Consider the following 12,764-nt stretch of genomic DNA (forward strand, 5'->3'; position numbering starts at 1 on the left):
CACCGCCCCCCTATTTCACGAAGCTGACCGACTTGCGGTCGGTGGACAGAACCACGGCGATAATCACCAGAAGACCAAGAACACCGTCTTGTGCGTAACTTGGAAGTCCGATCACAACCATTCCGTTGTTGATGACATTCACGATCAGAACACCGACAAGAGTGTTCCAGACCCCGCCGATACCGCCCCAGAGTGCGGTTCCTCCGACCACGACAGCGGTGATCGAAATGAACATGAAATTGTTGCCGGTCGCCGTCTCTGCGATCCCGATCCGCCCGACTGCCAGCAGCGCGCCCATGGCAAAGAACACGCCTGCCAGAGTGAAACCCATCAGGCGCACGCGGGTGACATTCAGACCGCTCGCATGCGCCAGTTCCTCTCCCCCGCCGACCGCGTAGAAATTGCGTCCGAGGGTCGTCCTCGACTGGATAAACCAGGCAAGCAGCGTCATCGCCAGCGCGACATAGACCATGATGGGGAAATTGAACCAGCGCACGGTCAGCAGCGAACGAAAGATCTCGTCCTCGACCCGGATGCGGTCACCGCCCGTCAAGAGCAATGCAAATCCCGTCCCGACAAACCCCATGGCAAGCGAAGCCATGAAACTCGGTATCTTGAGCCGGACATGAACCAGACCGTTGATGAATCCGAGGACAGCCCCGACCACCAACGCAAGCGGGATTGCAAGCCACGCCCAGCTTGCCAGCGTCCCGCCCCAGGAAATGAAGGCAAACGCAAAAATCACGGCGCACACCGAAACCGTGCCTTCCATCGAAAGATCGATCGATCCCATGAGGATGATGAAGGTGACACCGATGGCAACCATCAATGCCGGGGTCGACGCGATCAGGATGCGCGCTGCATTCCGGATTGAAAAGAAACGGCTGTCGACCAGAAACAAGTGTTGCTTGCCTTCCTGCAGGTCTTCGAGCCACTCGAAGAACGGAAAGACGAGCGTCAGGAAAACCAGGACCAGAAGAGGGGCCCATTTGATGATCCTGTCTCTGGTCAGAAAGCTCGCCCGCGGGGCTGTCTGGGCGACAACTTCCGTCATGATCCTCGTCTCCTAGCGGGTCGTCAGCGCCGGCACCGGCGCATTGCAATGTCAGAATGGAAAAGAGAAATGATCGCCTGCCCGGTCTCACGGGCGATGCGTCGCTCCTCCACAAACAATCTCGATAAACTGCAAGGTTGGCCGCCACTCGGGCGGCCACCGCAACTGACTATTTGTACTGGATCTGGCCGTTGGCAGGCCCCCAGAAGTCCGTCCAGTCATATGTCGGGACATTTTCGATGTAGTTTGCCTTGAACGCCGCGGCATCGTCCGGTGTGACCATGATGGTCGGCCCGTAGAATTCACGATGCTCCTTGGGTTCTTCGGAAGGTTTGAAAGTGCCGATTGCGGCATGATAGGCGAGCGCCGCGGTGATACCACCACCCCAGTGCGGGTTGGTGAAGACAGTCGCAAGGATCCGGCCCTCGCGTACCAGGTCCACCGCCTGCGGGTTGCCGTCATAGGTTACAATCGGAATATCCATGCCTTCTGCACGCAATGCTTCCAGAACCCCGTATCCGATCGTGTCATTTGCACAATGCACGCCCTTGATCTCGTCTCCATAGCGCGTGATGAAGGACGACATGATCTGGTTTGCCTTCTGCGTGTCCCAATCGGCCGGCTGGGCATCCAGAAGTTCGACGTCGGGATAGTCGAGAAGCGCGGTCTTCAAACCAGCCAGGCGTTCTATTGCCGGATTGTTTGAGGCAATACCGCCCAGATGGACAACACCGCCCTTGCCGCCGATGGCATCCAGCAGAATACGTGCGGTCTGTTCCGCCGGTCCCTCGTCGGACCAGCTCATGTGGCTTACATAATTGTCGCCGAAATCCCAAGGGTGCAGATCATCGGTCTTGTTCCACAAGGTGGAGACATAGGCGCCGGCCTCGACACAGGATTCGACGACCGGACGCGCGTTCGGAGCATCGTTGGTATCAATTGCAAGAGCCAGTTCGCCGTTGGTTTTGGCAAGGAGCGCCTTCACATCCGCAAGCGATTTTTCGGAAGACCCTTCGTTGATCAGATGAGTCAGGTCTCCCTTGGACTTGCCAAGACTTTCCACAAATGCCTCGCCGCCGGACACGATCTCGTTCCAGTATGGGTTTGTGCGATTTCGATAAGACCACGCGATTGTCGGGTCCGAATAGGTTGCCGCCTGCACAGGTGACGGACCAAACATGCGTGCTGCAGCCGCACCTGAAATTCCGAAGGCCGAGGCCAACAGAAAATTCCGACGCGAAACCGTTTCCTGCTCGATGAACTTCTTGATGAATGACATGTGGCTCCTCCCGTTTTTGGGCCTGTCTCGCCTTGAGACAATAGGCCCGCCTCGCTGCACACCAGTCGCGGAGGCCGCTTTCACAATGTGGGCAGCAACTACACCTTGATAGGTAACGCACTAGTTAGTTACTTACAATTTAACTTTCCTGTCAAGTGGGTTATAAGAGCCCATGCGGTATTGGTGGTTCGCTTGGCGCGAAACCTGTGCCAAGTTCAGGGTCAGGCGAAAGCGGGGGTGAATCGTGATGAAGGCAACAACGCGCAAAATTCGTGACGCGGATGCAACCAAGGCTCGCATTCTCGCGGCAGCGAAGTCCGAGTTCGCGCGGGTCGGTCTGGGAGGCGCCCGGGTCGATGAAATCGCGGAAAGAGCGCAAGCCAACAAACGCATGATCTACCACTACTTCGGCGGCAAGGAAGATCTCTTCAAGGTTGTGCTGGAAGAAGCCTACCTGGACATCAGAAACGCAGAGCAAGCCCTTGCACTGGATCACCTTTCTCCCCGCGAAGCGCTTGAAACACTCGTCCGCTTCACATGGCAGTACTACCTCGACAACCCTGAGTTCATAACACTTGTCAACAGCGCAAACCTGCACCGCGGGCGCCACCTGGAAGGGTCGGAACGCCTTCGAGTCGCCAGTCGCAGGTTTGTCGAAATGGTGCGGGATATTCTGGAGCGCGGTGCCGGAGAAGGTACTTTTCGCACCGGGGTCGACCCGGTTCAGTTGAACATCACGATCGCCGCCATCGGGTACTACTACCTTACCAACAGGTTCACCGGTGCAGTCATGTTTGAGCGTGACTACATGTCTGAAGACGCTCTCGAGCAGCGGCTCGCCTTCAACATAGACACCGTCATGCGACTTGTTCTGGCTTAGAAATCGTCCACCTCAGCCCGACTGGTCCGTGATCCCGGTGGCCTTTTCGCTGGCGTGACCGCGGAGAATTTAAAAGAGCGCTTCGTGAATCTCGCGCCATGCCTCCCTGGAGCGCGCCAGTAGCAATCGGCCTTCGGTCATGTCCGGACGGTAAGGTGTCATCGTGTCCACCATTGCAGCAAAACCGCCCGCTTCCCGGTAGATCAGTTCACCCGCCGCATGATCCCAGGGCTTGAGCGGACCGGACATCGAAAAGTCAAGACTTCCTTCAGCGAGGATCCGGTATTCGTGACAAGCACATCTGTAGGACAGCACTCTTTCAAAGGCCACGAACCGGGTCGCGATCCTTTGCCGTTCCTCAGGCGAATAAAGACAATGCGGAACGGCTCCAATCATGTCGGCAAGGCCCTTCCTTTCGGGCTTCGAAAGATGTAGCTGCTTGCGTGAACCGTCGCGGGAAACGTGAAATGCGCCCTGTCCTTTGCGAGCTGTCGTGGCATCATCCATCACTGGATCATAGAGCGCACCAAACACCGTTTCCGACCGATGAACGACTGCAAGGATGACACCGAACAGCGGCAATCCCTTTGCGAAGTTCCAGGTGCCGTCGATCGGATCGATAATGACACTGAGCTCTGAGTCTCCGATCCGCTTCAGAACATTCGGATTTTCCGATACAGCCTCTTCACCCACGATTTCGGCATCGGGCAGAATTTTCGCAATGCCGGCGCTGATCATCTTCTCCGCGCCCTGGTCCGCGATCGTAACCAGATCGCTTGCTGACGTTTTGCTCGCGATGTCATCATGTCCGAGCGCCCGGTACCGAGGGAGAATTTCAGCTCTTGCAGTGGCGCGCAGAAGGCCTAGTAATTCCGATTCAGTTTTTTCCGAGATCATTTCACATCCATTTCGGGTCTTGTGCTGTGTGGACGAATTGACCCGGAACAGTTGCTCAGGGCCCGGGTTGTCTGAACGGCTAAAGGTTTACCGGTATTTTGGACGTCGGCTAAAGCACAAAGTTGCGTGACCGGGACCGGACCTTGCCTCGTCACTCTAGAATTCCGGCATGCTGCACCTGCTCGAGGAGTTGGATCCAGAGCATGATCCCGACGCAGGTCCTTTATGTTGGTGGCACAACATTTCCTGGAGCCATCGCGGAATTTCAAGTCGCTTTGTGGAGACGAGACAACACGCCTCCGAGGTGCCGCGCGCGGTGCGGAGTTCCCGGTCAAATGGCCCAAAGATCAAGACTGGAGCTCCTCGGCACCATTCTTTTCATTCATTTCGCTGCCAATCGGGAACCGCACCGTCAGCCCATGGCTCTGTTACCCAGCCGTCTGAGTTTCGATTCTGTTTTCTGTCTCTGCGTCGAAAAGGTGAACCGCCCTGGGCGGTATCGTCAGCTCGATGGAATCGCCTGCAACTGCGCCATTGTCCCTGGCCATTGTCGCGACCAGGTTTGCTGTCTCGCTCAGATCCACATGGATATTCACGTCAGCACCGGTCTTTTCAACCAGTTTGACCGTTCCTTTTATTTCGCCGCTCTTTGTTGTCACAAGGTCCGACGGCCTCAAGCCGCAGATCACTTTCTGACCCTGTTCCGCCTTCAGCCCGGTGTCTAGCGGCAGATTGATATGCGGACCGACAAAGTGCGGTTTCCCGTCCTCCGCCGTGATGTCACCCTCGACGAAATTCATCGAGGGCGATCCGATGAAATCTGCGGCAAATCGGGTCGCGGGCCGATCGTACAGGTCATCCGGTGTTCCGACCTGCTCAATCCGGCCGCCTTTCATCAGCACGATCTTGTCGGCCATTGTCATGGCCTCGATCTGATCGTGAGTGACGTAGACTGTTGTTGCCTTGAGCCGCTCGTGGAGTTGCCGGATTTCAACGCGCATGTGTGCCCTGAGCTTCGCATCGAGATTCGACAGGGGCTCATCGAACAGAAACACCTTTGCATCGCGCACCATGGCACGGCCCATCGCCACTCTCTGCCGCTGTCCGCCGGACAATTCACGCGGGTACCGGTCCAGATAGTCTGTCAGGTTCAGGACTGCGGCCGCCTCGTTGACTTTCCTCTTGATCTCTTCCTTGCTCAGGCGCTTGACTTCCAGGCTGAACGCAATGTTGTCGAAAACCTTCATGGTCGGATAGAGCGCATAGTTCTGAAACACCATTGCAATGTCACGGTCGCGAGGATGCACCTCGTTCATGACCTTGCCGTCAATGGTCAATTCACCACCGGTGATGTTTTCCAGCCCGGCGGTCATCCTGAGCAACGTGGTCTTGCCACAACCGGATGCCCCGAGCAGCACCGCAAACTCGCCGTCCTGAATTGACAGCGACAGGTCGCGCATGACTTCAACGGATCCGTAGGATTTGCAGATATTGTGATAGGCAACTTCGGCCATTAATGCAGATTTCCTCAGTAGCTTTGCCGCGTCGGTGTCAGGCAGATCTCCTGAACCAGGGCCTTTTGCGGCAATCGATAGGCATTGAGTATCAGGTCGGCGACGATGTCCGCACCGATGCCACCACCCATCTTGACCTTGTTGCTCTTGTAGTTTTCAAGCGTTTCCTGATCCAGAACACCCGAAAGGACTTCAGTCTCAATCACACCTGGCGAGACGACGACGACGCGTACGTCATGCGCGGAAAGATATTCGCGCAGGCTCTCTGAAACCGCGTGAACGAAATATTTCGTGCCGCAATACACCGTGTGGTCAGGATAGACCTTGCGGCCTGCGATGGAGCTCATCATGACAAGCGTGCCCCGCTTGCGATCCATCATGCCTTTCATCACAGCATGCACCGTATTCATCACACCCTTGGTGTTGATGTCGATCATTTCATCCCATTCTTCGGGAGGTTGCCGGCCGATATCGGCCAGACGGGCGATGCCTGCGTTGGCGAACATCATGTCAACCGGACCGAATTCGGCTTCAGCATCCCGTACGGCCGCGGTGATCGCGTTGCGGTCGCGCACATCCACCTGACGAAGAACGGCATTGGGAAGTCCGAGTGCTTCCATCCGGTCCATGCGTCGGGCCATCAAGAGAACAGGATGCCCGGCAGCGGAAAAGGCGCGCGCGGTTGCTTCTCCGATTCCCGAGCTCGCCCCGGTTATTGCAACAAGTGGTTTATCTTCCACAGGATCCTCCCAAACCCAGTGTCCGGGAAGGGTGTTGCCACCCTCCCCTTTTCTTCTTGTCCGGATTGCTTATCCGGATACGATCTTGTCGACGGACACGGCAATATCGTCCATTGCCTCCTTCGGCGAACCGTAGTCGCCGGCAAAGTACTTGCCGAGCCTGACAGGGATCGTGTCGTTGGAAAGTTCCGCCCATTGCGGCAGATCCGGTTCAGAACCCATATCCATAGCGATTGTGTCGCGAACGACGTTCAGGTGGCGTGTCGTGCCCGGTCCAACGCGATTGTTGGCTATGATGCGCGGATCATCATAGACGCTTGCGCGTGTCGGACCTGTACCGCCGCCCAGAGCCGTGATGAGCACTTGCGTATCGTAGCTCGTTGCCCATTGCATGAAGATCCAGGCTGCATCCGGGTTCTTGGAGTTTTTCGAGACCGCAAGCGACGAGCCGCCCTGGTGACCAACACCGGGGATCTCTCCAAAGCCGGTTTCGTCACTGGTACGCAGCGCGCGCGACGGTGGTGGACAGCGAACCGCTTCCATCAGGCCGGAGACTTTGGTTGCCGACGGATCGTCGAAATACGGGAAGAACTCGCCCCAACTCATCATCGACGCGGCAACGCCCTGGGCGACGGATTGCCCCTGGCCGTCCCAAGTCCAGCCGGTGACACCCGGTGGCATTGTTTTCCAGAGGTTGGTCCAGTACTCCATGGCTTCCAGACCGCGTTCGTCGTTGCCGGCGAACTTGCCGTCCGGGGTGAAGATGGAACCCCCATGTCCCCAGAGCCAGGCCGTCCAGTCGCACTCGAGGCTGTAGTGGCCCGATTTCATCTGTCCGGTTGAACCATAAAGATCCGGGCCCTTGGCATCGGTGATCGCCTTGGCTTGCTGGTAGTATTCCTCAAGCGAAGTCGGCGCCTGGAAACCCATTTCTTCCCAGATGTCCTTGCGGTACATCATGATGAAGATCGGAATGTCGTAGGGGACACCGACCCAGCGGTCTTCATACTTGGCGATGCCGTCGACAAGTGCCGGCAGGAAATCATCGATGTTGTAATTCGGCATCGCAAGATCCGGCTTGGCTTCAATCTGCTCGCGCGGATCAAAGACATCCTGGCTCACCGAAGCCGCCCAACTCTGGTCAATGTAGTACAGATCGTAGGTGCCAAGCTGCGAGGCAATGTCCAGCGTCATTTTCTGAAGAACCTGCTCAAGCGGCAGGACTTCGATCTCCACAGTCATTCCCGACGCTTCTTCGAAGTATTTCTTCAGCTGGCTGTTGATTGCATTTGACGGCGGAGTGGACTCGGTCGCCAGTTTCAAAGTTGTGCCTTTGAAGGGGCCGGATACGTCCTTGACCCACTTCAGAACCTCGTCGGATGGTCGCAGATCGTCGGCCGCGTTTGCAGCTGGCATGGACCCCAGTCCGAACGGCCGGCGCATACCCGCACAGAATGCTGCCGCGCTTAGCCCGAGCAGGCCGGCATTTTTCAGAAAAGCCCGTCGCCCCATTCGCCGGTGAACATAGGCGTCCACCATATTGGCCAGATATTGCTTCCTGTCAGAATCTCTCATGACTAACTCCTCCCATGGTACTTGAGTGATGGTCCCGTAAAGACAGTTTCTCCTATTGCTTGAGGGAACCGAGTGTCAGCCCGCGGACCAGCTGTTTCTGGACCAGCAGGATGAATAGGAAAGCCGGAGCCATGGCAGCCACTCCCAAGGCTGCCATGTTACCCCAGGCCGTGCCGGTGGACGTGACGAAGCTCGAGGACACGACCGGAACCGTCTTCAGTCCGGTCTGTGTCAACGTCAGAACAAAAATGAACTCCGTCCACGAAAAGATAAAACAAAGGACCGCGGTCGCCGCGATGCCACCCTTTGCCATTGGCAGAATAATCCGGCGAAAGATCTTCCAGCGCGATGCCCCGTCGACAATGGCGCTCTCGTCGATCTCCCGTGGAATGTCGTCGAAGAAACTCTTGAGCAGAAGAACCGCGAGCGGCAGGTTCATCAGCGCATGGATCAAAATGATGCCCGTATATGAATCCATCAGTCCGATGTCCTTGTAGATAAAGAACATCGGTATCGCGACAGCGACTGGCGGCATCATTCTTGTCGACAGAACCCAGGCGACGAAATGATGTCTTCCGCGAAAGTCCATGCGGCTCAGCGCATATGCGGCGAAGGTGGAGATGGCAATGGCAAGGGCGGTGGAGAAGAGGCCGACGACAATGGAGTCCCAGAGGCGCGGTGCCATGTAGAAGTTTCCGCCACCCGGCAGCACTTCCTGCTGACGCAGGAACCCGAAGGAAATGCCGAACACCTCCTCAAAGTTTCTGAGTGTTGGCGTAAACGACCAGACCGTTGGTGGAACGGAAAAGATTTCCTTGGCTTGCTTGAAGGCCGTTGTTCCCCAGTAGTAGAGCGGAAACACGAACAGCGCGGTTATAAACCACGCGGCAGCCATGCGCGCATAGCGCCGATTTTTGCTTTCAACAATCACCAGCGCACCTTCGCAATCCAGATGAAGAGATTGGCAATCACCAGAATGAGGACCAGGCTCACGAGACTCAGAGTTGCTCCATACCCCCATTTGATGAAGCTGAACGTCTGCTGCCAGGCATAGAGGGAGAGCGTGTAGGTCGAGGTCCCCGGACCTCCGGAGGTCATCACGAACATGTAGTCGAACGCCCGGAACAGATCGATGCCCCGGATCAGAACCGCAACGGCGATCACCTTGGACATCATCGGCAGCGTGATCCGGCGGAACGTCTGAAATGCCGATGCGCCATCCAGCATGGCAGCTTCATACGGTTCCTGGGGAAGTGACCTTAAACCGGCAAGAAAGATCAGTACCATGAAAGGTGTCCACTGCCAGATATCGGCCAGCATCACACCTGCAAGGGCCGTCGAACTTGTCGCAAGGATCGGGTTCTGACCGCTCAGGATTCCCATGCCTTCGAGTATGTAGGTGAGGACACCGAACTCGGGATCTTCAAGCAGAAGAAACATCATGCCGGTTATCGCCGGCGGGATCACGAGCGTCAGCGTGAGCAGGCCTCGCAACAGCCCGAACCCCGGTTCGTCGGAATCCAGAAGAAGAGCAATGAACATCCCCAGCACGATCTGGATTGCCAGGAGGACGAAGAAATAGGTGAAAGTGACGGATAGGGCTTCCCAGAACCGCGGATCTGCAAACAGATTGTTCCAGTTCTCCGTTCCAACATAGACCAGCTGTCGCTTTAAGGGCGCATATTCGTGAAACGAAAGCCAGATGTTGTAAAACAGGGGATAGATGGTGAAGACCATGAGCATGGCGACCAGCGGCGCAAGCCAGGGCACCGGGCTATCGCCCGTGATATAGCCTCGCAATCCTCTGGTTCCTACAAACGCCATTCCGACCCTCCGCTGATCATGGCTTCATCACTTCTTCTTCGCTGCCGGCTTTCTGGGGGCCCTGCGCTTGGGTTTCGGTTTTTTGTCCTTGTCTGAATCTTGAAGGCCGTAGCCGGCGAAACCGCGATGCGTGTCGTCAATGGAGGCATCGCTCAGCAGAACCGGGCCGCCGATTGCAAGGCTCAGGTAGTATTGCTTTGCAATTGTCTCGAGTTCGATTGCACGCCACATCGCCTTGGCAAGGTTTTCACCGATGGCAATCATGCCATGGTTTGCAAGCAGGCAAGCGGTCCGGTCGGTCATGGCGTCGATCGCCAGTTCCGACAGGTCTTCGGACCCGAAGGTAGCGTATCCGGCGCAGCGCACATTGTTGCCACCGAACGCCGCGATCATGTAGTGACAGGATGGAATTTCCTTGCGGGCGATCGCCAGCGTCGTGCAATAGGTCGGATGGGCATGAACGACCGCACCTGCATCCGGACGTCCGCGAAGCAGCTTCTGATGAAATCTCCATTCCGTCGACGGTTTCAACGGTCCATCATAACGGCCACTGGTATCCTCCAGGCCAACGGAGGCGATCATCTCGGGCGTCATCTGATCATAGGGTGTTGCCGACGGAGAAATCAGCATTCGGTCCTCGAACCGAACGGATATGTTGCCGGATGTCCCCTGATTGATGCCGCTCGAGTTCATTTCCCGGCACCGTGCAATAATCTCTTCGCGCAGAGCCAATTCGGCCTTTTTCATGCACTTATTCTCCTGTCTGATAAATTCTTAGCCGCAATCAGCACTTCCGCGATTTCGGCAAAGCCGTCTCCGCCGCGCTCCGAAGCGATCCAGCCCGGCTCCGCCTCGATCCGGCCCTGAAAGTCCAGAACGTTGGCAACACCGCATGCATTTGGAAAATAACCGAACATGGGCGCATCATTTGGACTGTCGCCGCAAAACACGATCCGGTCTTTTTCGGCCTCTAGGTCGACGGCAAGCACATCTGCCGCGAACCTGCGTGTCATCGTAAGCTTGTCGTAGGACCCGTACCATCCGTTGACGTGAATGGAGGAGACCTTGGCGACCGCCCCCTCTTCTTCGAAGATCGCCTTGATCCGGTCGACGTCTTCGCGGCCGAGCGGCGGGACATCTTCACAGAAGTCGATGGCAAGGTCAGCTTCGCGAAACGGCTGGTCAGCCGAGACGGCCGCGCCGGGTACCTCGCTCAAGATGCGTTCAGCGATCTGGGCGTAGCGGACCTGATTGTCGCGGCGGATCGCGTCGCTTGCAGCAAATACCCGGGACATCTTGCGGGCATTGCGGTCATAGGCGTAATAAAGCGCGCCGTTTTCACCAACGACACCGTCGACCGGCCAGAACCGTGCAATCATGTCGCACCAGCCTGCCGGACGGCCTGTAATCGCAGCCACGCGAAAGCCTGCAGCCTTGAGTTTCTCAAGCGCCGAGTAAGCGTTTGACGGCAGGCGGCCGTCGGTTGTCAGCGTATCGTCGATATCTGCCATGACCGTGTGGATGGAAGCTGCCGTCTCAGCCGGCATCTTGTCGAGTGGCCGCATACCGGTCAGACCTCCCTGTCCGCAAATGCGTCAAGAAGGCCCGCATCACATGCCAGATCGGCAAACGAGAACCGGTTTCGCATTTCGTGTGCGTGCCGCACCGCCTCGCGATAAAACCCGGATGGCAGACCCAGTTCCGACCCGCTTGTCGCTCCGTTGACCTGTTTGAGTTTCGCAACCATGGCATCAACCGGATCAATCAGCTTTCGGCAATCCTCGCGCAACTGTGGCCAGATTTCCTGCAGCCGTTCATTCAGACGGGCCGCGCCGTTTTCGTCCAGTGCCTTTTTCCGGTATTCAGCCTCGCACTGTGCGGCAATTTCCGGCCCCATGCGACGCGCCATGTCTTGTCCGTCAACATGCGTCAGGCGTATTTCCGGAGGGCTTTCCTGGTCAAGAAACCACTGTTGAATGCGTCCCATCGTCAACGTCGCAACGCCGACCTGTTCGCCGTGCAACGTTCCCTGGTGCCGGTCACCGGCAAAACAATCGATATAGTGGGAGATCTGGTGCTCGCCCATGGATCCGTGATTTGAAACACCGGTATGGGCGACACCTAGCCCCGACATGACCAGAGCTCTCACAAGATATCCGACCGCCGTGATGTTTCCCTGTTTCAGTCCGTCCGCATGGGCTTCCAGCAGTCCCTTGTCATGCTCGCTGATCAGGTAGGGTTCATTCCAGAACCGGCTGCCCAGCAACTTGTGGGACATCCACCAGTCGATCCTTGCAACGCTGTTGCAAAGACAATCACCGAAGCCGGCTGCCGCCATCCGGGCCGGAGCCTTCGCGATCACGCCAAGGTCGAGAAAAACTCCCTTTGGCGCATGCGCAGGCAGCGAGATCTTCAAGCCGCTTGGCAGCCCCATGGAAGCGGTCGTCGACGCGTATCCGTCCATCGAGGCCGCGGTTCCAAAGACGCAGTAAGAACGCTTGTTCCGAGCCGTGACATATTTCGTCAGGTCGTTCACAGTGCCGGAGCCGACCGCAATGACGGACGAAAAATCCTGTAAACGCGATGCCAGCGCATCTGCTTCGGAAACAGTCGCATGCGGCTTTCCGGTGAGGATGACTTCGTTGACCTTGAACCCGCCCTTGGTCAGGTTTTTGGCAATCCGTGATCCGGCAGCGTCCCAGGTGTTGGCATCGGCGACCATCGCGGTGAAATCGCCGATGCCTACGGAGCGCGCGAGGTCCGCCTCTGCTCCGTCAATAGATTCAGAAATAAGGATTTTGTCGACCGGCGCCCTCGGACCTGCTTCGCCGGTTTCAGGATTGACCCAGCGCCCCTGGTAGACGTCTTCAATATGCTCCATCCAACCGTTTTGCGGTCGTTCTGCTAAAGATGAAGTCTGATGACTAATTGAGGACATTCCAAACCCTTCAACTCACAAATGACAAATGACAGCATCTATTGACATTTGTCAAATCGAATT

Annotated in this window: 12 protein-coding genes; 1 reads left to right on the forward strand and 11 read right to left on the reverse strand. The window is 56.8% G+C overall.

The features are described 5' to 3' along the window. Positions 1–10 precede the first annotated feature (10 nt). Entirely contained in the window at positions 11–1,054 is a 1,044-nt protein-coding gene (locus ACO6TI_RS29910) for an ABC transporter permease (protein WP_055112842.1), read from the reverse strand. A gap of 169 nt (positions 1,055–1,223) precedes the next feature. After that, on the reverse strand, positions 1,224–2,333 hold the full coding sequence (locus ACO6TI_RS29915) for a sugar ABC transporter substrate-binding protein (protein WP_055112844.1): 1,110 nt from the start codon (positions 2,331–2,333) through the stop codon (positions 1,224–1,226). 247 nt (positions 2,334–2,580) lie between these two features. On the opposite strand from ACO6TI_RS29915, the gene ACO6TI_RS29920 reads away from it, so the two are divergent. Next, positions 2,581–3,213: a TetR/AcrR family transcriptional regulator gene (locus ACO6TI_RS29920; RefSeq protein WP_055112846.1), complete on the forward strand. Its 633-nt coding sequence runs from the start codon at positions 2,581–2,583 to the stop codon at positions 3,211–3,213. Positions 3,214–3,282: 69 nt separating this feature from the next. Here the strand turns inward: ACO6TI_RS29920 and ACO6TI_RS29925 are convergent, their stop codons facing one another. The 9 genes from ACO6TI_RS29925 to ACO6TI_RS29965 form a co-directional block, all read right to left on the reverse strand. Next, entirely contained in the window at positions 3,283–4,110 is an 828-nt protein-coding gene (locus ACO6TI_RS29925; RefSeq protein ID WP_196900962.1) for an inositol monophosphatase family protein, read from the reverse strand. Positions 4,111–4,538: 428 nt separating this feature from the next. Next, positions 4,539–5,624 (reverse strand): ABC transporter ATP-binding protein, encoded by a 1,086-nt coding sequence (locus ACO6TI_RS29930; protein WP_055112850.1) that lies wholly within the window; start codon positions 5,622–5,624, stop codon positions 4,539–4,541. Positions 5,625–5,638: 14 nt separating this feature from the next. Next, entirely contained in the window at positions 5,639–6,364 is a 726-nt protein-coding gene (locus ACO6TI_RS29935; protein ID WP_422383950.1) for an SDR family oxidoreductase, read from the reverse strand. A gap of 69 nt (positions 6,365–6,433) precedes the next feature. Next, on the reverse strand, positions 6,434–7,939 hold the full coding sequence (locus ACO6TI_RS29940) for an ABC transporter substrate-binding protein (protein ID WP_422383951.1): 1,506 nt from the start codon (positions 7,937–7,939) through the stop codon (positions 6,434–6,436). Positions 7,940–7,991: 52 nt separating this feature from the next. Beyond that, positions 7,992–8,834: a carbohydrate ABC transporter permease gene (locus tag ACO6TI_RS29945; RefSeq protein ID WP_029061138.1), complete on the reverse strand. Its 843-nt coding sequence runs from the start codon at positions 8,832–8,834 to the stop codon at positions 7,992–7,994. 32 nt (positions 8,835–8,866) lie between these two features. Continuing rightward, positions 8,867–9,763, reverse strand: coding sequence for a carbohydrate ABC transporter permease (locus tag ACO6TI_RS29950; protein ID WP_422383952.1), 897 nt, complete (start codon positions 9,761–9,763; stop codon positions 8,867–8,869). A gap of 27 nt (positions 9,764–9,790) precedes the next feature. Next, positions 9,791–10,510 carry a class II aldolase/adducin family protein gene (locus tag ACO6TI_RS29955; protein WP_055112856.1) on the reverse strand — a complete coding sequence of 240 codons (720 nt, stop codon included), beginning with the start codon at positions 10,508–10,510 and terminating at the stop codon, positions 9,791–9,793. Then, complete coding sequence (locus tag ACO6TI_RS29960; RefSeq protein ID WP_422383953.1) at positions 10,507–11,328, reverse strand: HAD-IIB family hydrolase; 822 nt, start codon at positions 11,326–11,328, stop codon at positions 10,507–10,509. The genes ACO6TI_RS29955 and ACO6TI_RS29960 overlap by 4 nt, the downstream gene beginning before the upstream one ends. A gap of 5 nt (positions 11,329–11,333) precedes the next feature. Next, a complete protein-coding gene (locus tag ACO6TI_RS29965; RefSeq protein WP_422383954.1) occupies positions 11,334–12,644 on the reverse strand; it encodes an iron-containing alcohol dehydrogenase in 1,311 nt (436 codons plus the stop codon). Positions 12,645–12,764: the final 120 nt, after the last annotated feature.

It is taken from the genome of Roseibium album (assembly GCF_965233825.1).
GTDB lineage: Bacteria > Pseudomonadota > Alphaproteobacteria > Rhizobiales > Stappiaceae > Roseibium > Roseibium album.

Excerpts from the sequence above, each read along its gene's own strand:
- ACO6TI_RS29930 (WP_055112850.1), bottom strand. The coding sequence starts at position 5,624 with ATGGCCGAAGTTGCCTATCACAATATCTGCAAATCCTACGGATCCGTT.
- ACO6TI_RS29960 (WP_422383953.1), bottom strand. The coding sequence starts at position 11,328 with ATGCGGCCACTCGACAAGATGCCGGCTGAGACGGCAGCTTCCATCCAC.
- ACO6TI_RS29945 (WP_029061138.1), bottom strand. The coding sequence starts at position 8,834 with ATGGCTGCCGCGTGGTTTATAACCGCGCTGTTCGTGTTTCCGCTCTAC.
- ACO6TI_RS29965 (WP_422383954.1), bottom strand. The coding sequence starts at position 12,644 with ATGGAGCATATTGAAGACGTCTACCAGGGGCGCTGGGTCAATCCTGAA.
- ACO6TI_RS29940 (WP_422383951.1), bottom strand. The coding sequence starts at position 7,939 with ATGAGAGATTCTGACAGGAAGCAATATCTGGCCAATATGGTGGACGCC.
- ACO6TI_RS29950 (WP_422383952.1), bottom strand. The coding sequence starts at position 9,763 with ATGGCGTTTGTAGGAACCAGAGGATTGCGAGGCTATATCACGGGCGAT.
- ACO6TI_RS29910 (WP_055112842.1), bottom strand. The coding sequence starts at position 1,054 with ATGACGGAAGTTGTCGCCCAGACAGCCCCGCGGGCGAGCTTTCTGACC.
- ACO6TI_RS29915 (WP_055112844.1), bottom strand. The coding sequence starts at position 2,333 with ATGTCATTCATCAAGAAGTTCATCGAGCAGGAAACGGTTTCGCGTCGG.
- ACO6TI_RS29925 (WP_196900962.1), bottom strand. The coding sequence starts at position 4,110 with ATGATCTCGGAAAAAACTGAATCGGAATTACTAGGCCTTCTGCGCGCC.
- ACO6TI_RS29920 (WP_055112846.1), top strand. The coding sequence starts at position 2,581 with ATGAAGGCAACAACGCGCAAAATTCGTGACGCGGATGCAACCAAGGCT.
- ACO6TI_RS29955 (WP_055112856.1), bottom strand. The coding sequence starts at position 10,510 with ATGAAAAAGGCCGAATTGGCTCTGCGCGAAGAGATTATTGCACGGTGC.